This is a genomic window from Rhizobium cerradonense, assembly GCF_030182455.1.
Classification (GTDB): Bacteria; Pseudomonadota; Alphaproteobacteria; order Rhizobiales; family Rhizobiaceae; genus Rhizobium.
In genome coordinates this window covers 402,440-428,479 of sequence record NZ_JAQJCK010000001.1, presented here as the reverse complement: position 1 = coordinate 428,479, position 26,040 = coordinate 402,440, and the positions used below count along the sequence as shown (strand labels likewise).

The window sequence follows — 26,040 nt, the reverse complement described above, 5'->3', positions numbered from 1 at the left end:
TTATTCGGCAGCGACGAGCGCACTGCCATCCATGAAGGCAGGAAACCACGATTCATGCGCCTCGCGCAACTGCCGAACGGAAACGGACAGCAGTCCGTCGACGGCAAGCGCATCGCCGCCGACCTCGCCGAGGCGACGGAACGGCACGCCGGCGCTTTCCGCATTGATGCAGACGAAATCGGCGACATCGGCCGGCACGGCGACGACGTACCGCGCCTGATCTTCGCCGAAGAGTACGGCGTGCGGCAAGCCCTTGCATTCAGCAAGATCGATGCGCAGACCCTTGTTCGACGCCATCGCCATTTCGGCCAGTGCCAGCGCAAGGCCGCCTGACGAAATGTCGTGGCAGGCGGTGACCTGACCATTGCGGATGGCAGAACGAACGAAATCGCCGTTGCGGCGCTCGGCAAAGAGGTCGACCTCCGGGGCCGGGCCGTCCGTGGAGCCAAGGATATCGCGCAGATAGACGGAAGAGCCGAGATGGCTGCCGTCGACGCCGAACATGATGATCCGATCGCCGTCCGAGGCCGAGCCGATACGCGCCATCGCTTTCCAGTCCGGCAGAAGCCCGACACCGGCAATCGTCGGCGTCGGCAGGATCGCGACGCCGTTGGTCTCGTTGTAAAGCGAGACATTGCCCGAGACGATCGGGAAGTCGAGTGCGCGGCAAGCTTCGCCGATGCCTTTGATGGCGCCGACGAACTGGCCCATGATTTCGGGCTTCTCCGGATTGCCGAAGTTCAGATTGTCGGTCGCGGCCAGCGGCTCGGCGCCGGTTGCCGTGATATTGCGCCAGCATTCGGCCACGGCTTGCTTGCCGCCTTCGAACGGATCGGCTTCGACATAGCGCGGGGTGACGTCGGAGGAGAAGGCGAGGGCCTTGGTCGGGTGGCCCTCGACACGGACGACGCCGGCGTCGCCGCCGGGAAGCTGCAACGAATTGCCCTGGATCAGCGTGTCGTATTGTTCGTACACCCAGCGGCGGCTGGATTGGTTGGCCGAGCCCACGAGTGTCAAAAGGGTCTGGCCATAATCCTCAGGGGCGGCGACGAGATTTGCGGGCAAGTCGGCGCGCTTGTTGGACTCACGCCACGGGCGGTCATATTCCGGCGCCTGGTCACCGAGATCCTTGATCGGCAGGTTGGCGACTTCCTGACCCTGGTGGATGATACGGAAACGCAGGTCGTCCGTGGTCTTGCCGACGATGGCGAAATCCAGTCCCCATTTGACGAAGATCGCCTTGGCGACGGCTTCCTTTTCCGGCTGCAGTACCATGAGCATGCGCTCCTGGCTTTCCGACAGCATCATCTCATAGGCCGACATCTGCTCTTCGCGCACCGGCACCTTATCGAGATCGAGCTCAATCCCGAGGTCGCCCTTGGCGCCCATTTCGACAGCGGAGCAGGTGAGGCCGGCCGCACCCATGTCCTGGATGGCGATGACAGCGCCGGTCTGCATCAATTCCAGGCAGGCTTCCAGCAGGCACTTTTCGGTAAAGGGGTCGCCGACCTGAACGGTCGGGCGCTTTTCCTCGATCGATTCATCGAATTCGGCCGACGCCATTGTCGCGCCGCCGACGCCGTCGCGGCCCGTCTTGGCACCGAGATAGACGACCGGCAGGCCGACGCCCTTGGCTTCCGACAGGAAGATAGCATTGGACTTGGCGAGACCGGCCGCAAAGGCATTGACCAGGATATTGCCGTTGTAACGCGCGTCGAACTCGACTTCGCCGCCAACGGTCGGTACGCCGAAGGAGTTGCCATAGCCGCCGACACCGGCAACGACGCCGGAAACCAGATGGCGGGTTTTCGGATGATCCGGCTCGCCGAAGCGCAGCGCATTCATGGCGGCAATCGGGCGGGCGCCCATGGTAAAGACGTCGCGCAGGATGCCGCCGACGCCGGTCGCCGCACCCTGGTAAGGTTCGATATAAGACGGGTGGTTATGGCTTTCCATCTTGAAGACGACGCAATCGCCGTCATCGATATCGACCACGCCAGCATTTTCGCCCGGGCCCTGGATGACGCGCGGCCCCTTGGTCGGCAAGGTGCGAAGCCATTTCTTCGAAGATTTGTACGAGCAGTGCTCGTTCCACATCGCCGAGAAAATGCCGAGTTCGGTAAAGGTGGGCTCGCGGCCGATCAGATCCAGAATGCGCTGATATTCGTCCGGCTTCAGGCCGTGGGCGGCAATAAGTTCCGGGGTGATCTGGATCGAATTCGAAAGGGTCATGGGCGCTCGATGGTCCTTGCCTGTAAAGGGTTTGAAGGCCGGTCAGGGGATCGAGGTCTCTTTAGCGCATGTGAACCCATCGTGCGACAGGAAAATGCCCGCGATTCACAATGGGTGAAGAGCGGGCATCGCTATTTTCAATTGCTGCCTGGCGATCAGAACTTGTAGCCGACCAGCAGCCCGGCGCGCGTCATGCCGGCATTCGGCCCATCGCAGAGATTGGCATGCGAGGAATGCGCCACTTGCGCCATCAGGCTCCAATGATTGTCGAAATTATAGCCGACCCCGGCATATTCGTGGAAAAGCAGGCGACAGCCGAGCATTGGGCCGTCTTTGGTCCAATCGTCGAGATTCCCGGTATGGACGGTGCCGCCGAAACCGGCTTCGGTGAAGATGCCGTTGCTATGGGTGAGCGTCCAGGACAGGCCGGTAAAGACTTGCGTCGCCGCTGTGTCCGTGGTGCCGATCGAGGTGCCCAAATGGATGCGGGGGCGTAAAAGCTGATCTTTCCAATTGTCCGTCGGATTGTAGCCGAATGGATTGAACAACACCTCGACTTCCGGAAAGACGCCGGCCTCATGGTCATGGCCAGTCTGGATGGAGCCGCTGGCGCCGAAGCGAAGTTCATCGAATATTTTGATCTCCGGGGCTGGTTTTGTGTCCGCAATGTCGGCGGCGGCAGCGGATTCAGCGACGATAACCGAACCAGTCATTGCCAAAGCGGTGATCGCACTCGTCCAAAACCGGCCACCAGAAATAGCGTCAAAAGCCATGCACCCAACCCCCAGATGGCAAGCGATTCGCAGTCGTTAACCAAGTGGTAGCATCCTTAAGGTCGGGGTAAAGTAGGGGTAATTATATGACAGTGCATTTGGCAAAAACTGAAGCGAAAGTGCAACAGTGCCGTCATAAATGGCCGTCAGCCTCATATGTGGCTGTCGTAACCTGCCGATCCGTTTTCCAGAAGGTGACGCAACGTCATGAAGCCGCTTGCGACGTCGTCACGCCGCTGCGGTGAAGAAAAAGCGACGCGAACGCGGTGATAGGCCCTGTCCGTGCGGGCGGCCTTGAACTCGTCCTCGTCATCGACAAGAACGCCCTCGGCGAGGGCGGCATTCTTGAATGTACCCGAAAGCCAGGGTTCCGGCAGTTTCAGCCACAGGAACGGCACGTGCGGATGCGAGGTGAATTCGAAGCCAGACAGGGCTTCCCGCGCCAATTGCTCACGGATGCGGATTTCCTCCACAGCCCGTCGGCGCAGCGTCAGCGCATGGCCGCCAAGCACCAGCCGGGCACAGGTTTCCGCCAAGATGAAGGGCAAGCCGCCAGTCGTCATCTTGTGAGTGACCTTGATGCGTTGGGCGAAATGCTGCGGGCAGGCGACCCAGCCGCCGCGCACGCCCGCGGTCACCGATTTCGACAGGCCGCTGACGAGGAAAGTGCGCTCGGGCGCAATAGCTGCCATCAGCGGATTCTGATCTTCGGTCATCCCCCCATAGAGATCGTCTTCGATCAGCCAGACGCTGTGCCGGCGCGCTATGGCGGCGATTGCCCGGCGACGCGCCTCCGGCATGGTCACCAGGGTTGGATTGTGCGCCGTCGTCATAAGGAAGGCGAGACGCGGATGCTGCTGCTGACAAAGCCGTTCGAAATCGTCAGGGATAATGCCATGCTCATCGGAGTCCACAAGTATGGAGCGGCGGCCGAGAAGACGGGTGGCGCGGCTGACCTGCGTATAGGTCAGGTTCTCGAAGACGATCTTGTCGCCCGGTGAGGTGACGGCGGAGATGACGGCGATAGCGGCGGCGTGAGCGCCGAGGGTGGGCACGATCGTTTCGATCGCCGGCTGCCAGCCGTTGCGGGCAAGCCAGACCTGTCCTGCGCGAAACCAGTTGGCCGGGAAGTTCCGTGAATAAGAGGAAATCTCCGCCCGATGCTCGCGGCTGATATCGGCAAAGAGCTGGCCGATGATCTCGCCCTGGCCAATATCGGGTGCTGCCGTCGTGTCGAAACGAATCTTGTCGCCGGGGACCTCGAGACCGCGGGTGCCAGCAAGCGCCTGCGTGATCGGGTCCACGGGCTCGATCTGCTTGCCGTTGGCGCGCTCGAGCACATAGGTGCCGCGCCCGACCTCACCGGCCACGAGGCCGCGCTCATGCACCAGCGCATAGGCACGACTGACTGTGCCGATCGTCACGCCGATATCGTAGGCGAGATTGCGTTGCGGCGGCAGCTTCGTGCCCGGCGGCAGCACGCCATGCGTAATCGCGTTCTCGATGCTGTCGGCAACGCGAATGTAAACCGGGCCGGTTCCGCTGGATATGTCAGGCAGCCAATTTGTCATAATGACAATTTCTTAGATTGCTTCGCAAAGGGAGTCAATATTATGAGTCAATTTGTGTCGTTTGGCTCGATACATTCCGATTGTCACGATCAAGCGAGCAAGAAATGGATACAATAGATACAATTCACTTCAGCAAGAGTCCCCTAGCTGACGAAAGGTCGCCGAGCATCTCCGCGCGAGTATCGCGCTTGGCGCATCGTCTTGTCGACGCTTTTGCGGTTTGGCTGCAGAAGCGGGAAAGCCGCTGGACTTTGCGGTATCTGACGGATGATGAGCTGCGCGACATCGGCCTGACCCGTGAGGAGGCGATGGACGAGGTGAACAAATCGTTTTTCTGGGACTGAGCGTGCCGGCAAGAGGCGATTGCGACGAGATCTAGCCGAGCGGCGGCGAAGATCATGCCTTCGTTCGCGGTCGGCGACATATATTTCCATTATTTCCATGCCTAGCGCTGCGGAGAGGTCGCAGAGGGTGGGTCAACGCCGATGAATGGTAGGCAGCTTTTCGCGAAGCGCCGCTGATAGTATTATATTAGTGAATACTTGACTAAGTGGGCGGCAGTGGTATCGTTCCCTCACGCGCTCAACTAGCAATGGGGGAGCCAAGTTCGATCGCCGTCTTGGCGTCTGGTCGCATCGATGCAACCGGAGGGAGCGCTGACATCGTTGTGTTTAACGCCGCGCTTCGGTCATTCGTGCGCGGCACATATTATGGCCGCAAGTCCCCCTGTGGCGTAACTCGCATGTTCAATTGACGCTACTCGGACTCGAAACATCCGCTTGTAGATGCCCAATCATTTATTATCGGGGGACACTCAAATGACAGATGCAGTTCCTATTTACGCGCAATCGAAAAGCCAGCAATTTTTCCGGTACGGCACCCAAATGACCGCGGAGAATGGATGGGATCAAAACAAGACCATTGCGTTCTACGCCTACTCTGCCCCGCAGGAAGGGACGATACCTTTTTATCGTCATCGATCGGGGGATCGCTTTGAGATAGATACGATCGAAGGAGCGCACGACGGTTGGACTGGTGGAGAAGATCCATTTTACGCCTATCCGTCGACTCAGCCGAGGACGGGAACGATACCAATCTACGTTCATCCCAACTCGAACGGACAGCGCTTCCAATACAACACCCAGATCCCCGGCGGTGCCGGCTGGGGTACCGGACAGCTGGCATTCTTCGCATTACCAACCCTAGAGGGCTATCGCGTCGGCGACAAAGCCGCTGACATCGTCGGGCAGGATCAGTCCGGCAAAACTGTCCAACTTAGCAAGTATAGCCCGAACAAGGATTGGATTTTGGTCGATATCTGCGCCCAGTGGTGCGGTCCTTGTAATTTTGCGGCTGAAAAAACCCGCGGATTTATTGACAATGTAAACGTCACCAAGGGTACGAAGCTGAAGTTGACACCTTTTACGGTGCTCGTCGATGACCGGAGTTATAGGGCTTCATCGCAGGTAACGGCGCAACAATGGGCGACAAAGTACAACTTCGATCCAAAGGAAGCGGTGGTTCATTGCGGGGGTGACCCGAAATCGGACTTGCGGTGGCTCGTTAACAAGTACACCCTTGCAAACAATATTCCGGAAGCTGCTTACCCAACATACGTGCTTATCGACTCTGACGGAGTTATTCGCCACTTCCAGCAAGGCTTCGACCTTGACCAACTCCAGCTAGATCTTTCCGCGTTGGCGGGGGTGGCATTGACAGGCGGACCTTGGATCGGTCTTACGTGACGCTGCAACTTGTTGTTTTCGCGCTATTCCTGGGAAATCACGGTGTGCTTTCCCAGGAATGTATCCAAAACGTGCCGCGTTTAATTGACCTCATAACCTGCTAAACGGCGTTTAAAGCTAGGAACACATGTGTCATAGCGATGGGACTGGTTCAGTGCGGCACAAGTGGCTGCACTGGCTCCGAAATTGCAGGCCCGTCCTTTCCGGCAACGCTGATTGTCCGCGCTATAATGACGACGTCGCCGCTGCCTCAGCAGCCCTTCGTGCCCGCGGCCCAGCGGTTGACATCCCCGGTGATGCGGCCGCCGGAGGCGCCTGACATCATCGGGCCGAAGGCCTGCAACTGCGCCGGATTGCCTTCCGCCTGAACGACGAGAGACGGCCGGCCGGTCGGGTGCTTCTTGTCAACCACGAGAATGCGCGGGCGGCCGGTGTAGGAATTGAGTTCGGGAGCGAGCTGGTAGCCAGCAAAGACCGGATCGGCCGATTTGAACCAGCAGGCATTGGCATTGAGCATGACGCGCTCCATCGTCGACAGAGCGCTATGCTGCTCAGTGGTGACAGTCGGAGCGCGCGTCGTGCAGGACGTGAAGAGCAGGCCAAGTGCTGCGAGAGTGGCGGCAGAATACAATCCGGTAACGAGGCGAGGGCGCATCAATCTCTCTTCCAATAAATCGGTTGGGCAGCTCTTAGCCGATGATGATGTGAATCGGAACCTTTCCGAGGTTCTGTTCGAGGCAAAACGTCGGCTGGTTTGGCAATCCTAATGTTGGTGCGGACGCATCGCCTCAGGCGGCGATCACGTCGAGGGCGGAGGCGAAGAGACCGCGACCGTCGGCGCCGCCGTGGGCCGCTTCGATCAGGTTCTCCGGATGCGGCATCATGCCAAGCACGTTGCCCTTGCTGTTGATAACACCGGCGATATCGTTGATGGAGCCGTTTGGATTGGTGCCTTCAGCATAGCGGAACACCACCTGACCATTGCCTTCGATCGCCGCCAGCGTTTCCGCGTCGGCAAAATAATTGCCGTCATGGTGGGCGACCGGGCAGCGGATCACCTGACCTTTGGCGTAGGCGCGGCTGAAATCCGTTTCGGCATTGGCGACCTCGAGCTTGATCTCGCGGCAGACGAATTTCAGCGAGGCATTGCGCATCAGCGCGCCGGGCAACATGCCGGCTTCCAGCAGGATCTGGAAGCCATTGCAGACGCCGAGAACCTTGACGCCCTTGTCGGCCTTTTCCTTGATCGCCTGCATGACCGGCATGCGGGCTGCGATCGCGCCGCAGCGCAGATAATCGCCATAGGAAAAGCCACCGGGAATAACGATCAGATCGACATCCGGGATCTCGGTTTCCGTCTGCCAGACCGTGATAGGCGCATTGCCGGAAATCTTGGTCAGCGCCGCGATCATGTCACGGTCGCGATTGAGGCCGGGAAGTTGAACGACTGCTGATTTCATGATTCTGCTCCCGACATAAGCGAAAGATACTGGCTAGGAATGGGATCGAAGAGCCATACTTCATTGTCTTTGACAAAGGAAGAATGGCTCTTGGAAAACGGCAATCAGTCGATCGAAATGCTGAAATTCTCGATCACCGTGTTGGCGAGGAGTTTTTCGCACATGGTTTTCAGCTCGGCTTCGGCTTTGGCCTTGTCGGAGCCGTCAAGCTCCAGGTCGAAAACCTTACCCTGGCGGACCTGATGGACGCCGTCGAAGCCGAGTGCGCCGAGCGCGCCCTCGATTGCCTTGCCCTGCGGATCGAGAACGCCGTTTTTCAGCGTGACGGTTACACGAGCCTTGATCACGATTGTCCTTCCTGCGCTTACTTGACGAGAACCGGGCCCGTGCCGCGCACGGGTTCGTTTTCATTGATGATGCCGAGCCGGCGGGCGACTTCGGAATAGGCTTCCAACAGACCGCCCATGTCGCGGCGGAAGCGATCCTTGTCCATCTTCTCGTGGGTTTCGATATCCCAGAGACGGCAGCTATCCGGCGAAATTTCATCCGCGAGGATGATCCGCATCATGTCGCCTTCGAACAGGCGACCGCATTCGATCTTGAAATCGACGAGCTGGATGCCGACGCCAAGGAAGAGGCCGGTCATGAAGTCGTTGACGCGGATGGCGAGCGCCATGATGTCATCAAGCTCAGCCGGATTGGCCCAGCCGAACGCCGTGATGTGCTCTTCGGAGACCATCGGATCTTCGAGCGCGTCGGACTTGTAGTAGAATTCGATGATCGAGCGCGGCAGCACAACGCCCTCTTCGATACCGAGGCGCTTGGCGAGCGAGCCGGCAGCGACGTTGCGCACGACGATCTCGAGCGGAATCATCTCCACTTCCTTGATCAACTGCTCGCGCATGTTGAGACGACGGATAAAGTGCGTGGGAATGCCGATCTTATTCAGATGGCTGAAAATATATTCGCAAATACGATTGTTCAGAACGCCCTTGCCATCGATAACTTCGTGTTTCTTCTTGTTGAAGGCGGTGGCGTCATCCTTAAAAAACTGGATCAGCGTGCCCGGCTCAGGCCCTTCGTAAAGGATCTTGGCCTTGCCCTCGTAAATACGGCGGCGACGGTTCATCGGTATTGTTCTCTGTCGTTAGCGCTTTGAGATAGCGCAAGTGGATCGATCTGTGGGCGTCCCCATAACGGATAAGAAGCGAATTCACAATCCGCCAGCGCCTCCTTCCTCGGAATTCCGGCTTTGGTTCTATACCAATGCGAGAATCGCGATCCTGTCCTTTCATGTTCTACAGGCTTTTATTTGACGATGGAATGAAAGCCGCCCTGTACTTCACAGGCTAGTGAGCCAGTTTGCGCCATTCTATCACGGCTCGGCCGCAATCACGGCTTGAGGTTGCCGAGAAACTTGGCAAAGACCATCGTGCCTTCCGGCCAGGGACCATGGCCGGAATCGGCGTTGATATGGCCGGCCTCGCCGGCGTCGATCAACAGCGAGCCCCAGCTCCCCGCCATTTCATCGGCATGCTCGTAGCTGCCGAAGGGATCGTTGCGGCTGGCGATGGTGATCGATGGAAAAGGCAGGGGATCGCGCGGGTAAGGACCGAACGTCATCAGATGCTTCGGCCGGATCTTCGGATTGGCGACGTCGGGCGGCGCGACGAAGAAGGCGCCAGCCACCTTGTTGCGGAAATGCGGGATCGCGTGGATCACCGAGGGCACGCCAAGCGAATGCGCCACCAGCACCACGGGCCGGGTCGAGGCGTTCACTTCTTCGGCGATGCGGGCAACCCAATCCTCGCGCACGGGCTTCGACCATTCGGCCTGCTCCACCCGCCGCGCCGTCGAGAGCTTCCGCTCCCAGCGCGTCTGCCAGTGGTCCGGGCCGGAATTGGTGTATCCGGGGATGATGAGAATATCTGCGTCGGAGGCTTTCATGATGGCGCCGATGTGGAAAAGGAAGACCGAGGTGTCAAGGGAAAAGGCGACAATTACGGCAAAATTTGCTAGGATCCCGCCTGCCGGTAGCGAATGATGATGTCGGCGCCTCTTGTTGCCCGACATTTTCGTGCCGCCAGCTAAACGCATTTTGGCTGATGAGGAGGAGGAATACTATGACGGCATTTCATGTCATGGCTGGCGCAAATCACACCTTTACGCGTCCGGCCATCCGCAAGATCGGCATTGCCGATCTCATCGACGCCCTGAAACTGGGGCTGGACGACTTCAGCGAAAAACCATCCCATTACGTATTCCTGTGTCTCATGTATCCGATCGCGGGCATAGCACTAGCGATCTGGAGTTCCGGTGCGAATCTACTGCCATTGCTGTTTCCGCTGATGTCCGGCTTCGCGCTGCTCGGGCCACTGGCAGCGATCGGGCTCTATGAGATCAGCCGGCGGCGGGAGCAAGGGCTGGACACGTCCTGGCGGCATGCTTTTGACGTCCGCTTCTCTCCGGCGTTGCCCTCCATCATTGTGGTCGGCCTTATGCTGTTTGGCTTATTCATCGTCTGGCTTGTCGTCGCGCAGACCATCTATACCGCCTATTTCGGCGATAGCGTCCCGGCAACTCTGTCATCCTTCATCTCGAACGTGCTGACGACGCCGCAGGGCATGAGCATGATGTTCTGGGGCAACCTCACCGGCTTCGTCTTTGCGCTCGTCGTACTGGCAACCACCGTCGTTACCTTCCCGCTGCTGCTCGACCGAGATGTCGGTGCCGTGGCTGCGATCGACGCAAGCATTCGCGCGACACTCATTAATCCGGTGCCGGTGGCAATCTGGGGATTGATCGTGGCGGGGCTTCTTGTTGTCGGTACGATCCCGATCTTTGCGGGGCTTGCAGTGGTCATGCCCATTCTCGGACATGCCACCTGGCATCTCTATCGCAAACTCGTGGCACCGGCCGCATTGAGCTGAATTCAGCCGCGTCATGGTTCCCGTCGCATCGAATGGAACCGGTCGTGACATTGCAACGTTGATCCGCATCAACTCGCCCACCTCTTCCGAATCCTAGCGCATTCGGGAGAGGCGTTGCGAACTAGGCTCAGATCTTCGCATGTCCGTTCCGGACATGCGGCCCTCGGCGGAAGATGTGGATCCATATGGCAAGGCTCAGGCATATTTTCTCCCGTTTTGCCACCATCGTTTCGGAATGGGCTGGAAAACCGGTCGTCTTCATACTGGCTCTGCTGTCAGTGATTGTCTGGGGCATCACCGGACCGGTCTTCGATTTCTCCGAAAACTGGCAACTGGTCATCAACACCAGCACGACCATCATCACCTTTCTGATGGTCTTCCTCTTGCAGAACGCCCAGACGCGCGACACGCGCGCCATTCAAGCCAAGCTCAACGAACTTATCCTGACCAGCGCCGCCGAAAACCGTTTCATCGGCATAGAGAACCTTGACGAAGAAGATTTGAAACATCTCGATCGCCTAGTGGCGAAGGCAGCCAAGCGCGATGGAGACAGGCCTAGCGGCAGCGGAGAAGGGGACGAGACTGCTGGGAAGCCTCCCATAAAACAGAAAGGGCGGCGCATTGTCGGCGCCGCCTCGTCAAATCTCGACCAATAGATTGATCAGCCAAATACACGCTTGAAAATCGTGTCGACATGCTTGGTGTGGTAGCCCAAGTCAAACTTTTCGCGGATATCTTCCTCCGACAGAGCGGCGCGGACTTCCTGGTCGGCAAGCAATTCTTCAAGGAAGTCCTTGCCCTGTTCCCAAACCTTCATGGCGTTGCGCTGGACGAGGCGATAGGAATCCTCGCGGGAAACGCCTGCCTGGGTCAGTGCCAGCAACACGCGCTGCGAATGAACAAGTCCGCGGAACTTATTCATATTCTTCATCATATTGTCCGGATAGACCAAAAGCTTGTCGATGACGCTGGTCAGTCGAGCCAGCGCGAAGTCGAGCGTCACCGTCGCATCCGGGCCGATCATGCGCTCGACGGAAGAGTGGGAAATATCGCGCTCATGCCAGAGCGCCACATTCTCCATCGCCGGCATGGCATAGGAGCGGACCATGCGGGCAAGGCCGGTCAGGTTTTCCGTCAGTACCGGGTTACGCTTGTGCGGCATGGCCGAAGAGCCCTTCTGCCCGGGGGAGAAATATTCCTCGGCCTCCAGCACTTCGGTACGCTGCAGATGACGAATTTCGGTGGCGAGACGTTCGATCGAGGAGGCGACGACGCCGAGCGTGGCGAAGAACATGGCGTGACGGTCGCGCGGGATAACCTGCGTGGACACCGGCTCCGGCTTCAGGCCGAGAGCGGCGGCGACATGTTCTTCGACGCGCGGGTCGATATTGGCGAAGGTGCCGACGGCGCCGGAGATCGCACAGGTGGCAACTTCCTCACGAGCCGCGATCAGGCGCTGCTTGCAGCGCTCGAATTCGGCATAGGCCAGCGCCAGCTTGACGCCGAAGGTGGTCGGTTCGGCATGGATGCCATGCGAGCGGCCGATAGTGACGGTATCCTTGTGCTCGAAGGCGCGGCGCTTCAGGGCTTCCAGCAGCTTGTCGATATCGGCCAGCAGAAGGTCGCTGGCGCGAACGAGCTGGATATTGAAGCAGGTGTCGAGCACGTCGGAGGAGGTCATGCCCTGATGCACGAAGCGGGCATCGGGACCGACGATTTCGGCAAGATGGGTGAGGAAGGCGATGACGTCGTGCTTGGTGACGGCTTCGATCTCGTCGATGCGGGCAACGTCGAAAGTCGCCTTGCCGCCTTTTTCCCAGATGGTTTCGGCCGCCGATTTCGGAATGACACCGAGCGCGGCCAGCGCGTCGCAAGCATGGGCTTCGATCTCGAACCAGATGCGGAATTTGGTTTCGGGCGACCAGATGGCGACCATTTCCGGTCGAGAGTAGCGCGGGATCATGGGCTCAAGCTTTCTTAGGTAAGGGGAAACAAATCCTCGGCGCCCCCATAACAAAGACGGGAGGCAATCTCAACATTTCTTGGCTTATTCTTTCCTTCAACTCAACGCATATGTCTGGCGAGATAAAGGCTCGCCATCACCAGGAAGATGAAGCCGAACGGCAGGAACAGGCCAAGGCCGAGGATGGCGAACTGATAGAGGGCGCTGGCGCTGGTGAAGGCAAATTGAAATGCCCAGACGAGCGTGCCGAAAGGCGCATGCCATCGGGCATAAAACCAGCGATAGTCCAGTGCGAAAAGAAAGGCGGTCATCGCGACGGTGCCCAGCGACAGCGCCAGAAAGAAAGCGGCAAAACGCGCTTCGAGCGGCCGGCGATGCGCGAGTAGACGCGCGAGCGGTAGCGTGAACGGCCAGGCAAGCGCGCCGCCGAAGAAATAGACCGCCATCAGCGCGGGCAAATGGCTCGTCAGAAGACCGTTGCGCAGGTAGAGCACCGATAGCGCCGAACTCGCCATCGCTACGCCCCAGCAGGGCGCCCCGAACAAGAGCTGTCGATAGGACGGAAAGGCGGCCCTCAGCCGCCCGGTAGTCGCGACAGTGCTGGCCGGATTAATTTGATCCAACGCGGCCTCGTTCTGCCGCAGAGCGCAGGTCGGAAACCGTCTGCCGATAGGCCTCGACGGATTCACCCTTGAAGATCGCCGAGCCGGCGACAAGGACATTGGCGCCGGCGGCGGTGACGATCGGAGCCGTATCGACGGTGACGCCGCCGTCGACCTCGAGTTCGATCGGACGGTCCCCGATCAGAAGGCGGGCATTCCGGATCTTGTCCGCCATGGCGGGAATGAACTTTTGGCCGCCGAAACCGGGATTAACCGACATAATCAGGATCAGGTCGATATCATCCAGCACGTTTTCCAGAACGGACAGGGGCGTTGCCGGATTGAGGGTGACGCCGACTTTCTTGCCGAGATGACGGATGGTCTGCAGCGAGCGATGCAGATGCGCGCCGGCTTCGGCGTGAACCGTAATGCGGTCGCAGCCGGCCTTGGCGAAGGCTTCGAGATAGGGATCGGCGGGCGAGATCATCAGATGGCAGTCGAAGGTGGCGTTGGTATAGGAACGCAGCGACTTGATGACATCGGGGCCGAACGAGATATTCGGCACGAAATGTCCATCCATGACGTCGAGATGGATCCAGTCCGCCCCGGCTTCGGTTACATCTTTGACTTCCTGTCCGAGCTTGGCGAAATCGGCCGCGAGGATGGAGGGCGCAATGCGGATCGGCAAGGTCATGAGATGGCTGAACTCCGTCTGATTTTATCGCGCTTGGCTTATCACCGGTTCGGCAGGCAAACAACCTAATCCGCCAGCCTTGCATGGACCATATCAGTTCGACGGCGGTGTCGGTGGCACAAAGGCGTTGCCGCGCCATTCCAACAGCCGGTAGGGATTTTCCATCAATTCGTGGTTCTGACCGAAGGTGATTTGGCCGATCGGCGTCTGAAAGGCCGTGCCGATCAGCTTGTCGGCAATCGATTTGTTTTCCGCTTTGGCACTTTCCGCGGCCTGGTTGGCAATCAGCACGGCGGCCGCCGCCGGCAGAATATAACCATCCGGTTCGATACCCTTGGCACGCATCGCCTGCGCGGTCGTTTGGGCAACGGGCAGGCTGGCGTAATCGGGGAGGGCGATGGCCTCCACGCCGTCTGCCAGAGGCACCGGCTGGTTGGCGGCGCGCATTGCATCACCACCCATCAACGTCAACGGGATATTCTCGCTGTGAGCATCGCGGGCAATGACCGCCACATCGCTGCGGTCGCCGCCGACGAAGACACGGGTGGCGCCGGCCTTCTTCAGCCGGCGGACAAGGGCGATCTGCTGTTCCTGGCCGGGGCGATAGGTGTCGGTGAAGACCGGCTTCAGGCCCTTCTCTTCAAGCGCATTGCGCACCGCTTCCACCAGTTCACGGCCGTGGATCGTGCCGTCTTCGATAAGCGCCATCGGCTCGGCTACCCAGCTCTTCAGGATGGTGTCGACCGCCATGGCAGCTTCGGTGCTGTCGACTGGAGCGAGACGGAAAAACGGCCAGCCGTTCTTGAACGCATCCTCCATCACGATATGGGAACGCACGGAAACGGTGATGACGGGGATACCGGCCTCCTTCAGCCGCGGCAGTGCCCCTTCCAGCGTCTCGCTGCAGAGAAAGCCGATCGCGACTTGCGCCTTGGCCGTGATCAACGACTCGGCCACTGCCCTGCCGCCATCCTCCGTGCAGGGCTCGTCGACGACGGTGGCCGAATCCTGTAGCGCCTGCACCTCAAAATTGGCGCCCGTGGTGATCTGGGCGCCGAGGGGTGCAAAGTTTCCGTTCTGCGGCGCGACGATGCCGATATTGACACCGGCGGCATAGCTGCTGCCCGCTGCCAGAAGCAGCGCAATCAGTAGCGGTGTGCGGCGCAGAACGTTCATCGACATGGTATCCCGGACAATTCTCCTGCCCTTTTATCCGCCTGAAGGTCGTCGTCAAAGAAAAAGCAGCGAAATCTCTCTGATTTCAATAATCCTATTGTAGAAAAGCTAACGTGTGCCCGCCATATTGAATGAAAACGAGAAATGACGAAAACGAGGGAAGCAATCGTGCTAGACAAGCAGCGTATGGATCCGGCTGACTATCGCGACGCCATGAGCCGTTATGCGGGGCATGTGCAGCTAGTGACCACCGCACTTGGCAATGAACGGCGCGGGGTAACGATCACGGCTGCCTGCTCGGTCTCGGACAATCCAGCCACAATCCTGATCTGCCTTAACAACAACAATGCGAAGAACGAAATCTTCTTCAAAAGCGGCATCTTTGCCCTGAACGCTCTCGGCGCCCATCATCAGGCGCTCGCCGATGCCTTCTCCGGCAAGACGAATTTGACCAATGAAGAGCGTTTCGCAACGGGCAAGTTCGATACGCTCGTGACCGGTGCGCCGGTTCTTACCGACGCGCTGGCAGCCTTCGATTGCCGCGTCACCGAAATCAAACGGGCTTCGACGCATAACATCATCTTCGGCGAAGTGGTGGCGGTGCATTTCGATGAAACAAAGCCGGCGCTGCTCTATATGAACAGGGACTATCACACGTTATAACCTCCCTAGCGCATAATCGCTTGGATCGAGAGACTATGCCTGATCATCATCATCATCGTGCACCGTCGCTGCCGAGTTCGATCGACGAAACGATCGACATGCTCGGCACTCACGACTATCTCGCGGGGCGTGCGCTCGGCACAGTGCTGTTTCTGGCGCTGAAAATGAAACGGCCGCTTTTTCTGGAAGGCGAGGCCGGCGTCGGCAAGACCGAGATCGCCAAAGTGCTGTCGAAGGCGCTCGACCGGCCGCTGATCCGCCTGCAATGTTATGAAGGGCTCGACGTTTCCTCCGCCGTCTATGAGTGGAACTATCCGGCGCAGATGCTGGAAATCCGCCTTGCCGAAGCGTCGGGTCTTACCGACCGTGACCGTATCGAGGCCGATATCTTTTCCGAGCGTTATCTCATTCGGCGGCCCGTGCTGCAGGCGCTATCGGGCACGGGAGGGCGTGCGCCGGTATTCCTGATCGATGAACTGGACCGCACCGATGAGGCGTTCGAAGCTTTTCTGCTCGAAGTGCTTTCCGATTTCCAGGTGACCGTCCCCGAGCTCGGCACCATTCGCGCCGCCGAACCGCCCATCGTCATCATCACCACCAACCGCACCCGCGAGGTGCATGATGCTCTGAAGCGGCGTTGCCTCTATCACTGGGTCGATTACCCCGAAGCGGCACAGGAGCTTGACATCATCCGCCGCAAAGTGCCGGGCTGTAACGAGGCGCTGTCGCGCCAGATCGTCGCCTATGTGCAGAAGCTACGCACGCTCGACCTCTTCAAGAATCCCGGCGTCGCCGAAACCATCGACTGGGCGACGGCGCTGACCGAGCTCGACCGGCTGGCGCTCGATCCCGAAACGATTTCCGATACGCTCGGCACCCTTCTGAAATACCAGGACGATATTGCCCGCATCCAGGGCGGCGAAGGCAACCGGGTGCTGGACGAGGTCAAATCCGAACTGCTGGCAACGGGATGAGACGATGGAATCGGCAACGCGAGATGGCGCCATCGTCCCGCCGTCACCGCTCGGTGACGGACGTCTTGCAGATAATATCGTCTTCTTCGCACGAGCTTTACGCAAGGCCGGCCTGAAGATCGGGCCGGCGGCCATTGCCGACGCCATCGAAGCGGTCGAGACGATCGGCATCGGTTCGCGCGAAGAGTTTCACGCGGCATTGTCTTCCATCTTCGTCAAACGGCATGAGGATCTTGCGGTTTTCGACGAAGCATTCCGGCTGTTCTGGCGTTCGCGCGATCTCGTGCAGAAGATGATCGCGATGATGTCGCCGGTCGCGCCCGATAATCGTGAGAAGGAAAAGCCGAAACCGGGCGAAACCCGTGTGAGCGACGCTTTGCTTGGCGACCGCGACGACCGCCGGCCACAGCGCGAGGCGCCGGATATCGAGATCGATGCCCGCTTCACGACATCGGGTAACGAACTCCTGCGCCGCATGGATTTCGCCCAGATGTCGGTTGCGGAAATTGCCGCCGCGAGGAAAGAGCTGGCGAGGCTGGAATTGCCGCTCGACAGCGTCCGCACCCGCCGCTTCGTGCCGTCTCATGTGTCCGCCAAGGTCGATCCACGGGCGACGATGCGGGTGGCACTTCGCACCGGAGGCACGCTGATCTTGCCGCGTTACCGCGAGGCCAAGGAGATGCAGCCGCCCTTGGTGGTGCTTGCCGATATTTCAGGCTCGATGAGCCAGTATACTCGGATATTCCTGCATTTCCTGCATGTGCTGACCGAGAAGCGCAGGCGCGTGCATACGTTCCTGTTCGGCACGCGGCTGACCAATGTTAGCAGGCAGATGCGCCACAAGGACCCGGACGAGGCGCTCGACGAATGCGCCGCCGCCGTCCGCGACTGGTCTGGCGGCACGCGTATCGGCGAGACCCTGAAGGAGTTCAATCGGCTCTGGGCACGGCGGGTGCTGGGGCAGGGCGCGATCGTTCTCCTCATCACCGATGGATTGGAGCGGGAGGGCGTGGAGCTTCTGCAAAGCGAAATGGACAGGCTGCACCGCTCTTGCAGGCGGCTGATCTGGCTCAATCCGCTCTTGCGCTTCGAAGGCTTCGAACCCCGCGCCCGTGGCGTTCGCGCCATGCTGCCGCATGTTGACGAATTCCGTCCGGTTCACAATCTATTATCTCTAGCCGATCTCGTATCAGCCCTGAGCGCCGGTCGTGCCAGCGCCTATGATCCACGCCGTTTTCTCGCCAAGCTGTGAGGCACCCATGACGCATACACCCGAAAGCCTGGATCCGCTTTTTGTCGCGGAGGAATGGGCCGCCGCCGGCCGCAGCGTGGCATTGGCGACCGTCGTTGATACCTGGGGTTCCGCACCGCGCCCGACCGGCAGCCATCTCGTCATCGACGACGAGGGCAATTTTCACGGCTCGGTCTCCGGCGGTTGCGTGGAAGGCGCCGTAATCACCGAGGCACTGGATGTGATCGATAGCGGCAAGGCTCGCATGCTGGAATTCGGCGTCGCGGATGAGACCGCCTGGCGCGTCGGCCTGTCCTGCGGCGGCCGCATTCGCGTCTATGTCGAGAGGCTTGGCTGATGGACCGTCAGATACTGGCGAAACTGAATGCTCTGCGGCGCGCGCGGCAAGCGGCTGTCCTTGTCACCGATCTCTCCGGTGGACCTGATCGGCTGATTGTCGAGGGCGAAGCTCTCGACGGCCCGTTTGCCGACGCGGTGGCTTCCGCCTTCCGCTCGGGAAAATCCTCGGCAGTGGATATCGCAGGGGAAAGCCTCTTCCTCAACGTACATTTGCCGCCCCCGCAAATCGTTGTCATCGGCGCCGTGCATATCAGCCAGGTTTTGGCTGGTATGGCCGAGCTGGCCGGCTTTGACATCCGCATCATTGATCCGCGCACCGCTTTTGCGACACCGGAGCGATTCGATGGCGTCGATCTCGTTGCCGACTGGCCGGTGGATGTTTTGAAGGAGCGCCCGCTAGACGCCTATACGGCGTTGGTCGCTGTCACCCACGATCCTAAGATCGATGATTTCCCGATCGCCGAGGCGCTGAAAGCAGGCTGTTTTTATGTTGGCGCGCTCGGCAGTCGCAAGACGCATGCGAGCCGCGTGGAACGATTGAAGCATGAGGGGCTGACGGACGCCGATCTTGCCCGAATTCATGCCCCAATCGGCCTTCCCATCGGCGCATCGAGCCCGGCGGAAATCGCCGTTGCCATCTTGGCCGAGATCATCGCCGCGCTGCGCGGCCGTGACGTCTCATCACCGAAGGGTGACAGGCGATGATATTCGGTGATTTTGCGACAGCGGAAGCCGAAGGCGCCGTGCTTGCGCATTCCATCCGATTGCCAGACGGCAGTCTCGCCAAGGGCCATGTCCTTGACCGCGCCGATCTCGACCGTCTCATCGCTGCCAATATCTCCCATGTCACCGCCGCCAGAATCGCGCCTGACGATCTCATGGAGGATGAGGCCGCGGCGCAATTGGCGCGGGCGATTGCCCCGGATCATCTGACGTTTTCCGAAGCGGCTACGGGGCGCGTCAATGTCCACAGCGCGGTCGATGGCCTGTTCGTCGCAAACCGCGCCGCCGTAGACCGGCTGAATCGCGTCGATCCGGCCATCACGCTTGCCTGTCTTGCCGATCATGTGCCGGTGCGTCGCGGCGATATGGTAGCGACCTTCAAGATCATTCCGCTGGCAGTTTCAGGTGAGAAGGTTGCTGCGGGCATCGACATCCTGCGGCAGACGACGGTCTTCGAGGTCAAGCCATTCCAGCCGCATGCGGTGTCGCTGATCGCGACCGAATTGCCGTCGCTGAAGACCTCCGTGATGGACAAGACGGCGCGCATCCTTGCGCAGCGGCTTCAGCTTGCCGGCAGCACTTTGGAGCGGGAAGAGCGCGTGGCGCATCGTGCGCCTGCGGTCGCGGAAGCGATCGGCAAGGCACTGCGGGCGGAGGATCAATCGCCAAAACTCGTCATCGTCTTTGGTGCGTCGGCTGTCATCGATGCCGGCGACGTCATTCCTGAGGCAATCCGGCTTGCGGAAGGCCAGGTGATCCAGGTCGGCATGCCAGTCGATCCCGGCAATCTGCTGGTGCTCGGCCGGATCGGCGATGTCTATATCGTGGGCGCGCCCGGCTGCGCTCGCAGCCCGAAAGAGAATGGTTTCGACTGGGTGCTGGATCGTATCCTTGCCGGCGAAAAGCCGACGCCGCATGAGATCAGCGGCATGGGCGTCGGGGGACTTCTCATGGAAATCCAATCGCGGCCAAGACCACGTGATATCGCCGTCAAGCCGGAGGCTCAGATCTCTGTTGCTGTTGTGCTTCTTGCGGCCGGCAAAGCACGCCGCATGGGCGAGGGCGGGCCGCACAAGCTGTTGGCGGAGTTCGATGGCATCCCCCTGGTGCGACGCTCGGCTGCGACGGCTATGGCAAGCGGGGCTTCCGCTGTCATCGTCGTTACCGGCCATCGCCGCGAGGAGATCGAGCAGGCGCTCGCCGGTCTGGCGATCGAGCGCGTGCACAATCCAGACTATGCGTCCGGCATGGCAAGCTCGCTGGTCGCCGGCATCAGCGCGCCGTTCGCGCAACGCGCCGATGGCGCATTGGTCATGCTGGCCGACATGCCGGGTGTCACCAGCGACGACCTGAAGACGCTGATTGCGGCCTTCCGGAAGGCGAACGGTCAGGCGATCGTCCGTGCGGTATCGCGCGGCAAACGTGGCAATCCCGTCATCCTGCCGCGCGCCGTGTTCGACGCTGTGATGCGGCTCGAAGGTGATGTCGGCGCCCGGCATATCATCGAAACTGCGGGGCTTGCCGTCATCGATGTCGACATTGGCGATGCCGCTCATCTCGATGTAGATACGCCCGAAGCCGTATTGGCCGCCGGTGGCATTTTGAAGGGGTAGGGAATGGATAATATCGAGATCGAGGAGATGTTCCAGGCGCTTGGGCCGGTGACGATCAAGCGCATGTTCGGCGGCAAGGGCGTCTACCACATGGGCCGTATCGTCGCCGTCGAAGTAAGCGACGAGATGCTGCTGAAAGCTGACGAAATCAGCGCTCCGGAATTCGAGGCAGCCGGCGCCCGGCGCTGGGCCTATGAAGGCAAGAAAGGCAAACCCGTCAACATGCCCTATTGGTCGATCCCGGACGATGCGTTCGACGATCCGGACATCATGGCGCGCTGGGTGAGACTGGCTTACGAGGCGGCGGTGCGGGCGGAGAAATAGAGTTCAGCGAAAATCGTCTTCGCTCAAATGGGCGATGGTTGCCTTGGCGAAATCGGAAAGTTGAGTCGGCAATTCGTTACGGCCAAACCAGCCGAAATCGGAGAGCTTGTCGGGCTCCATCAGGCGAGGCTCGCCGGAAAAGTCCCTGCAGATATAGATCAGTGAGATCCAGTGCTGGCGGTCGGCCTCGATGATGACTTCTGTCGTGCAGAGATAGTCGATCTTGCCGATGGAGAGACCGCTTTCCTCTTCCGCTTCGCGGACGGCGGCCTTGGCGGCAGGCTCCATATGATCGACCTTGCCGCCGACGATGCTCCATAAGCCGGCTTCGGGCGCCTTCAGGCGCTTATAGAGCAACAGCTTTCCGTCCCGCAAAATTGCGAGACCGGTTCCTAGTCCTGGGAAATCGATACCGGGCTTTCCCATGCGCTGCGGGCCTATCAGCCCTTGGCGTTGGCAACAATTAGCATGAAGGCGGGGATATCGTCGCCGAAGCCGACCGGGGTCGGGCCGTCGTCCTGATCGCGATAGCGATTGCGACGCTCGCGGTTGTCGTCGTTGGCAGCAGGGAAGGGCCGGTGATTGTTACGAGAACCGTTATGGGACTTGTTGTTGTTCTCAGACTTGCGCTCGTTTCTCACGCTTTCGGCCTTTGCTGGTGCTGCTTCTTCGATCACTTCGACGCCATTATCCTCGACGTCGATATCAGATTTATGACTCGAGGCACTCCGGCCCCCGCGGCCACGATCCCGGTCGCGGCCTCTGCTCTTGGAGTCACGGCGACGGGAAGAACGATCGTCGTCCCGGCCTTCTTCGACCGGGGGCAACGACGACAGGTCGCCGTTTAGCCATTCGACATCTTCGCCGATCAGCTTTTCGATCGCATCGGCATGCTTAGTATCGCGCTTTGTGACGATGGTGAAGGCGGAACCCGAGCGACCGGCACGGCCGGTGCGGCCGATGCGGTGGACATAATCTTCCGAATGGATCGGAACATCGAAGTTGAAGACGTGGCCGACATCGGGAAGATCGAGGCCGCGCGCCGCAACGTCGGAAGCGACGAGAAGCTGGATATTGCCGTCGCGGAAGTTCTGCAGCATGGTCGTGCGCGAGCGCTGATCCATATCGCCGTGCAGCGCGCCGACCGAGAAGCCATGGCGTTCCAGCGAGCGGAAGAGATCCGCGACATCTTTCTTGCGGTTGCAGAAGATGATGGCGTTCTTCAAATCGGTCTGGGAGCGGATGAGATCGCGCAACGTCGCGCGCTTCTCATAATCCTTGCCGTGGGAAGCGACGAAACGCTGCGTGACGGTCTTTGCCGTCGAAGCAGGCTTGGCGACTTCGACACGTTCCGGATTTTGCAGGAAGCGATCTGCCAGCTTCTGGATTTCGCCCGGCATGGTGGCCGAGAAGAACAGCGTCTGGCGCGTGAAAGGAATGAGCTTGGCGATGCGCTCGATATCGGGAATGAAGCCCATGTCGAGCATACGGTCGGCTTCATCGATGACGAAGATTTCGACGGCGCTCATCAGCAGCTTGCCGCGCTCGAAATGGTCGAGCAGGCGGCCTGGCGTGCAGATCAGCACATCGGCGCCGCGCTCCAGCTTGCGATCCTGATCTTCGAAAGAAACGCCACCGATCAGCAGGGCGATGTTCAGGCGATGGTTCTTGCCGTACTTCTCGAAATTCTCCGCGACCTGTGCGGCGAGTTCGCGCGTCGGCTCTAGGATCAGCGTGCGCGGCATGCGCGCGCGGGCACGACCCTTTTCGAGGAGCGTCAGCATCGGCAGAACGAAGGAGGCGGTCTTGCCGGTACCCGTCTGGGCGATCCCGCAGATATCGCGACGCTGTAGCGCAAACGGAATTGCGCCGGCTTGGATCGGAGTCGGTGTGGTGTAGCCCGCGTCAGTTACCGCGGATAGGACTTTTTGGCTCAGGCCAAGGTCAGCAAATGTTGTCAAAGGGAAAACTATTTCCGTTCCGGTTCGGTCGAACACTCGTGAGTCGACATGCCCTAGCATGCCGCAATGCAGCGCGACATAGAACCAAATACCCGCGAAGTCAAGGAAAGCAGGTGGTTCAGAAAGCTTCAGACCAATAGATAACGCAATTTTTAGATTAGCGCCACCTTTGTTGCTCGTTTGTCACAATTCTCGCGGTCAGATTGTCCCTAGTCCATTGATATAACTTGCGAGCTTCGTGCCTGCATTGATGAAATACATCGGGTCGATCGCACGGCCGTTTTCGCGCACTTCATAATGAAGATGCGTGCCGGTCGAACGTCCCGTGCTACCGGCAAGACCGAGGGCGTCGCCGGCCTTGACCGTATCGCCGATCTTGACCAGAATTTCTTCCATATGGCCGTAACGCGTCGAAATGCCGTCTCCGTGGTCGATCTCCACCATGTTGCCATAACCACCTGTCCAGCCGGCGGAGACGACCTTGCCAGGCGCCGTCGCCTTGACCTTTTCCCCAGGGCTGAAGTGGAAATCGGTGCCGGTATGAAGTGCCAGCTTGCCGAAGAAGGGATCCTTGCGATTGCCGAAGGGGCTGGTGATTAGCTTGCCCGGCGCCGGATTGCGAAAGGGCAGGCTTTCGGCTGCGCCGCGTACCGTCTCGAGGCGCGTCAATGCCGTGTCGAGATTGGCCATGGACTGATCGAATTGATCGACATTTTCCGGTGCGACATAAGGACCGCCGACGCCGCCATCATCATTTGCGACGCTCTCATCCTTGCTCGCAGCGCTGGCCATCACGGTCGGAACCTTGACGCCGACATTCTGCATGATCGACTGGATCTCATCGGCGGTCTCCGACGCGCCGGTCGTCAGATGGCGTACGCGGGTCAATTGATCCTGTTCGATATGTTTCAGTGACAATGTCACCCTGGAGAACACCCGGTCGGCACGGTCGGCGACGGTTTCAGGGGCGGGAACATAGGCGAGGGTGGAATTGTCGGGGGTCGCATCGGCGGGCTTGCCGCTCGACAGAAGCCTCTCGATCGACTTAAGCCCTCCCGTCAATTCCGCGTGGTCGCCTTTGGCCGCCGCACTGGCATCTCCAGATGCATTCTTGTTCATCAGGCCAGAACTCTCGGCGCGGTCAAGCAGCGCATCGAGCTTGCCGTGGCGCGATGACAAGGCCTGCTGCTGCTCCATCAGCTTGTCGACCTTCTCCTCGACGACCTGCTGGTCGAGAAGCTGGCGGGACGTAACGCGGTCGACTTGAGCGCGCAGCGCCGCAATGCGATCCTCATAGTCATATTGCATGCGCGCCTGCCGGGCCATGGTGGCGCCGATCAGGTCGTCGCGCAGGACGAGATAGGAGGTGGCGAGGAGATATCCGATCGAAAAGATGCCGATGAGGCACACGACAAGCGCCGCCATCCACGGGCGCACGGTCATGTGGCGCACCGTATCGCCGCTCGCCACGATAATGGTGTGCTGTCGTTTTTGTTTGCCGAAAACCCGGTTCTGAGGCTTGGCTGTCACCGAGAATCTCCCAATCGATGCGCATCGGCATCCACTGGAGACTACACGGAATTATGGTTAACGATTGCTTTCCGCCTCACCCCTAGAAAACCAAAAAACTCTTATAGTTTAGTATGTTATGCATTACTTGTAGACGTAAGGGCGCGGTACAAGGAAGGCGTCAGACCGGCCTCGGCGCGGGCGATGTCATTGAACGGCGCCTTCAGCGAACCGCGGAAATTGGCGCGCACCAAATCCTGGAAGGTGCGGGCCGGATCGCGCCTTTCGCGGGCGCAGAGGAAGCGGAACCATTTGGCGCCAACGGCGACATGCCCTTTCTCGTCATTGTAGATGACATCAAGGACGGCAGCGCTCTCCAAGTCGCCCGTTTCGCGCATTTTCGCCTGCAGCGCCGGCGTCACGTCGAGGCCGCGAGCTTCGAGAATGAGCGGAACGACGGCAAGACGTGCAGTGAGGTCGTTGCGGGTTGCGTGCGCGGCCTGCCACAGGCCGTCATGGGCGGGCAGATCGCCATAGTCGGCGCCAAGATCGCGCAGACGCGCCCGCACCATGCGGAAATGCTTGGCTTCTTCGAAAGCAACCTGCATCCAGCCGTCGAAAAAGGAATTGGGCACTGGTTCGGTGGCGAAGCGCGCGACGATGTCGAGCGCCAGATCGATGGCGTTGAGCTCGATATGGGCGATGGCATGCAGCAGCGCAATGCGACCTTTGACCGTGTGCAGCGAGCGCTTCTTCATATGCTTTGGCGGCACCAGCTCCGGCTTTTCCGGCCGGCCGGGACGATCGGCAAGAGCCGGATCGAGCGGCGAGCGCAGCGACAGCGTGCGCGCAAACCAGCGGGTCGCCGATTCCTGGGCAAGCGCCGTCTTGCGATCGAGATCGGCAGAGCAGATAGCGGCTATCGCGCCGCCGCGCAGCGAAGTGATGGTCTCGATTTCCACCGGCATCAGAGTTCCTGGACAGCAGCCAAGACCTCTTCGGCATGGCCGGCCACTTTGACCTTGCTCCAAATCTTGACGATCCTGCCGTCCGCCCCAATCAGGAAAGTCGAACGCACGACGCCCATGTAGGTCCTGCCATACATGCTCTTTTCCCGCCAGACGCCGTAAGCCTCGGCGGCGGTCTTCTCTTCATCGGAAGCGAGGGGGACGGAGAGGGCGTGCTTCTTCACAAATTTGTCATGGCTCCTGACCGAATCCGGCGACATGCCGAGGACGGCCGCGCCCGCCCTTTCGAAGTCGGCGGCAAGCGCTGTGAAGGCGATCGATTCGGTCGTGCAGGCGGTCGTATCGTCCTTGGGATAAAAGAACAGCACCAATGGCTTGCCGGCAAAATCAGCAAGGCTCACACGGCCGCCGCCATCGCGCGGAAGATCGAAATCTGGCGCTCTGTCGCCGATGCCCAATTCAACCAGAGAGATTTCGGTCACGGGAAAACCTTTCTTTTGCCGGGATTTTGGATGACACTAAATACCAGCCATATATACTGCGCCGGTATGCCGTCCACATCGGACGC

At 59.7% G+C, this 26,040-nt stretch carries 28 protein-coding genes; 11 read left to right on the top strand and 17 right to left on the bottom strand.

The window, feature by feature from the left end; genetic code table 11:
• From purL to PH547_RS02130, 3 genes are all read right to left on the bottom strand, one after another.
• Nucleotides 1–2,232: a phosphoribosylformylglycinamidine synthase subunit PurL gene (purL, locus tag PH547_RS02140; RefSeq protein ID WP_285167313.1), complete on the bottom strand. Its 2,232-nt coding sequence runs from the start codon at nt 2,230–2,232 to the stop codon at nt 1–3.
• A gap of 155 nt (nt 2,233–2,387) precedes the next feature.
• Nucleotides 2,388–3,005, bottom strand: a complete 618-nt coding sequence (locus tag PH547_RS02135; RefSeq protein ID WP_199773473.1) for an acyloxyacyl hydrolase — start codon at nt 3,003–3,005, stop codon at nt 2,388–2,390.
• 152 nt (nt 3,006–3,157) lie between these two features.
• A complete protein-coding gene (locus PH547_RS02130) occupies nt 3,158–4,576 on the bottom strand; it encodes an aminotransferase-like domain-containing protein (protein ID WP_104823226.1) in 1,419 nt (472 codons plus the stop codon).
• A 188-nt stretch (nt 4,577–4,764) separates the two neighbouring features.
• On the opposite strand from PH547_RS02130, the gene PH547_RS02125 reads away from it, so the two are divergent.
• Together PH547_RS02125 and PH547_RS02120 are read left to right on the top strand one after the other, a co-directional pair.
• Nucleotides 4,765–4,920, top strand: a complete 156-nt coding sequence (locus tag PH547_RS02125; protein WP_445944993.1) for a DUF1127 domain-containing protein — start codon at nt 4,765–4,767, stop codon at nt 4,918–4,920.
• A 474-nt stretch (nt 4,921–5,394) separates the two neighbouring features.
• Nucleotides 5,395–6,321, top strand: a complete 927-nt coding sequence (locus PH547_RS02120; protein ID WP_158704455.1) for a TlpA family protein disulfide reductase — start codon at nt 5,395–5,397, stop codon at nt 6,319–6,321.
• Nucleotides 6,322–6,571: 250 nt separating this feature from the next.
• Here the strand turns inward: PH547_RS02120 and PH547_RS02115 are convergent, their stop codons facing one another.
• The 5 genes from PH547_RS02115 to PH547_RS02095 all read right to left on the bottom strand — a co-directional run bounded on the left by PH547_RS02115 (nt 6,572) and on the right by PH547_RS02095 (nt 9,728).
• On the bottom strand, nt 6,572–6,976 hold the full coding sequence (locus PH547_RS02115; RefSeq protein ID WP_285167312.1) for a hypothetical protein: 405 nt from the start codon (nt 6,974–6,976) through the stop codon (nt 6,572–6,574).
• A gap of 133 nt (nt 6,977–7,109) precedes the next feature.
• The gene (gene purQ / locus PH547_RS02110; RefSeq protein WP_104823222.1) at nt 7,110–7,781 is read right to left on the bottom strand and encodes a phosphoribosylformylglycinamidine synthase subunit PurQ; all 672 of its coding nucleotides are present in this window, start codon (nt 7,779–7,781) and stop codon (nt 7,110–7,112) included.
• A 104-nt stretch (nt 7,782–7,885) separates the two neighbouring features.
• Nucleotides 7,886–8,128 (bottom strand): phosphoribosylformylglycinamidine synthase subunit PurS, encoded by a 243-nt coding sequence (purS, locus tag PH547_RS02105; RefSeq protein WP_104823221.1) that lies wholly within the window; start codon nt 8,126–8,128, stop codon nt 7,886–7,888.
• Between the two features lie 17 nt (nt 8,129–8,145).
• Nucleotides 8,146–8,910: a phosphoribosylaminoimidazolesuccinocarboxamide synthase gene (gene purC / locus PH547_RS02100; RefSeq protein WP_015340039.1), complete on the bottom strand. Its 765-nt coding sequence runs from the start codon at nt 8,908–8,910 to the stop codon at nt 8,146–8,148.
• A 263-nt stretch (nt 8,911–9,173) separates the two neighbouring features.
• On the bottom strand, nt 9,174–9,728 hold the full coding sequence (locus PH547_RS02095; RefSeq protein WP_104825107.1) for an RBBP9/YdeN family alpha/beta hydrolase: 555 nt from the start codon (nt 9,726–9,728) through the stop codon (nt 9,174–9,176).
• A 176-nt stretch (nt 9,729–9,904) separates the two neighbouring features.
• Between PH547_RS02095 and PH547_RS02090 the strand changes: the two genes are divergently transcribed.
• Together PH547_RS02090 and PH547_RS02085 are read left to right on the top strand one after the other, a co-directional pair.
• Nucleotides 9,905–10,711, top strand: coding sequence for a DUF2189 domain-containing protein (locus tag PH547_RS02090; protein WP_104823220.1), 807 nt, complete (start codon nt 9,905–9,907; stop codon nt 10,709–10,711).
• 185 nt (nt 10,712–10,896) lie between these two features.
• A complete protein-coding gene (locus PH547_RS02085) occupies nt 10,897–11,367 on the top strand; it encodes a low affinity iron permease family protein (RefSeq protein ID WP_104825106.1) in 471 nt (156 codons plus the stop codon).
• A 5-nt stretch (nt 11,368–11,372) separates the two neighbouring features.
• On the opposite strand, the gene purB is transcribed toward PH547_RS02085, so the two are convergent.
• The 4 genes from purB to PH547_RS02065 all read right to left on the bottom strand — a co-directional run bounded on the left by purB (nt 11,373) and on the right by PH547_RS02065 (nt 15,146).
• Nucleotides 11,373–12,674, bottom strand: a complete 1,302-nt coding sequence (gene purB, locus PH547_RS02080; protein ID WP_104823219.1) for an adenylosuccinate lyase — start codon at nt 12,672–12,674, stop codon at nt 11,373–11,375.
• A gap of 101 nt (nt 12,675–12,775) precedes the next feature.
• Nucleotides 12,776–13,297, bottom strand: a complete 522-nt coding sequence (locus PH547_RS02075; protein WP_104823218.1) for a hypothetical protein — start codon at nt 13,295–13,297, stop codon at nt 12,776–12,778.
• Nucleotides 13,284–13,970: a ribulose-phosphate 3-epimerase gene (rpe, locus tag PH547_RS02070; protein WP_104823217.1), complete on the bottom strand. Its 687-nt coding sequence runs from the start codon at nt 13,968–13,970 to the stop codon at nt 13,284–13,286. The genes PH547_RS02075 and rpe overlap by 14 nt, the downstream gene beginning before the upstream one ends.
• 93 nt (nt 13,971–14,063) lie before the next feature.
• Nucleotides 14,064–15,146 carry a branched-chain amino acid ABC transporter substrate-binding protein gene (locus PH547_RS02065; RefSeq protein WP_104825105.1) on the bottom strand — a complete coding sequence of 361 codons (1,083 nt, stop codon included), beginning with the start codon at nt 15,144–15,146 and terminating at the stop codon, nt 14,064–14,066.
• Between the two features lie 144 nt (nt 15,147–15,290).
• Here PH547_RS02065 and PH547_RS02060 point away from each other — a divergent pair, with 144 nt between their 5' ends.
• Genes PH547_RS02060 through PH547_RS02030 form a run of 7 tightly spaced genes read left to right on the top strand, consistent with a single transcriptional unit; the run spans nt 15,291 to nt 21,034 of the window.
• Nucleotides 15,291–15,809 carry a flavin reductase gene (locus PH547_RS02060; RefSeq protein WP_199773472.1) on the top strand — a complete coding sequence of 173 codons (519 nt, stop codon included), beginning with the start codon at nt 15,291–15,293 and terminating at the stop codon, nt 15,807–15,809.
• 35 nt (nt 15,810–15,844) lie between these two features.
• Nucleotides 15,845–16,783: an AAA family ATPase gene (locus PH547_RS02055; protein ID WP_104823216.1), complete on the top strand. Its 939-nt coding sequence runs from the start codon at nt 15,845–15,847 to the stop codon at nt 16,781–16,783.
• A 4-nt stretch (nt 16,784–16,787) separates the two neighbouring features.
• The gene (locus tag PH547_RS02050) at nt 16,788–18,035 is read left to right on the top strand and encodes a vWA domain-containing protein (protein WP_104823215.1); all 1,248 of its coding nucleotides are present in this window, start codon (nt 16,788–16,790) and stop codon (nt 18,033–18,035) included.
• A 7-nt stretch (nt 18,036–18,042) separates the two neighbouring features.
• Nucleotides 18,043–18,372: an XdhC family protein gene (locus PH547_RS02045; RefSeq protein WP_104823214.1), complete on the top strand. Its 330-nt coding sequence runs from the start codon at nt 18,043–18,045 to the stop codon at nt 18,370–18,372.
• Nucleotides 18,372–19,079, top strand: a complete 708-nt coding sequence (locus PH547_RS02040) for an XdhC family protein (protein WP_104823213.1) — start codon at nt 18,372–18,374, stop codon at nt 19,077–19,079. The genes PH547_RS02045 and PH547_RS02040 overlap by 1 nt, the downstream gene beginning before the upstream one ends.
• Nucleotides 19,076–20,710: an NTP transferase domain-containing protein gene (locus PH547_RS02035; protein WP_104823212.1), complete on the top strand. Its 1,635-nt coding sequence runs from the start codon at nt 19,076–19,078 to the stop codon at nt 20,708–20,710. Before PH547_RS02040 ends, PH547_RS02035 begins: the two co-directional genes overlap by 4 nt.
• 3 nt (nt 20,711–20,713) lie before the next feature.
• Entirely contained in the window at nt 20,714–21,034 is a 321-nt protein-coding gene (locus PH547_RS02030; RefSeq protein WP_104823211.1) for a TfoX/Sxy family protein, read from the top strand.
• A gap of 3 nt (nt 21,035–21,037) precedes the next feature.
• Here PH547_RS02030 and PH547_RS02025 read toward each other — a convergent pair whose 3' ends face one another.
• From PH547_RS02025 to PH547_RS02005, 5 genes are all read right to left on the bottom strand, one after another.
• On the bottom strand, nt 21,038–21,460 hold the full coding sequence (locus PH547_RS02025; RefSeq protein ID WP_285167307.1) for an NUDIX domain-containing protein: 423 nt from the start codon (nt 21,458–21,460) through the stop codon (nt 21,038–21,040).
• A gap of 14 nt (nt 21,461–21,474) precedes the next feature.
• Complete coding sequence (locus tag PH547_RS02020) at nt 21,475–22,995, bottom strand: DEAD/DEAH box helicase (protein WP_285167305.1); 1,521 nt, start codon at nt 22,993–22,995, stop codon at nt 21,475–21,477.
• Between the two features lie 198 nt (nt 22,996–23,193).
• Nucleotides 23,194–24,525: a peptidoglycan DD-metalloendopeptidase family protein gene (locus PH547_RS02015; RefSeq protein WP_285167304.1), complete on the bottom strand. Its 1,332-nt coding sequence runs from the start codon at nt 24,523–24,525 to the stop codon at nt 23,194–23,196.
• A gap of 116 nt (nt 24,526–24,641) precedes the next feature.
• Nucleotides 24,642–25,472 carry a ferritin-like domain-containing protein gene (locus tag PH547_RS02010; RefSeq protein ID WP_104823207.1) on the bottom strand — a complete coding sequence of 277 codons (831 nt, stop codon included), beginning with the start codon at nt 25,470–25,472 and terminating at the stop codon, nt 24,642–24,644.
• Nucleotides 25,472–25,954 carry a peroxiredoxin gene (locus PH547_RS02005; RefSeq protein ID WP_104823206.1) on the bottom strand — a complete coding sequence of 161 codons (483 nt, stop codon included), beginning with the start codon at nt 25,952–25,954 and terminating at the stop codon, nt 25,472–25,474. Before PH547_RS02005 ends, PH547_RS02010 begins: the two co-directional genes overlap by 1 nt.
• Nucleotides 25,955–26,040: the final 86 nt, after the last annotated feature.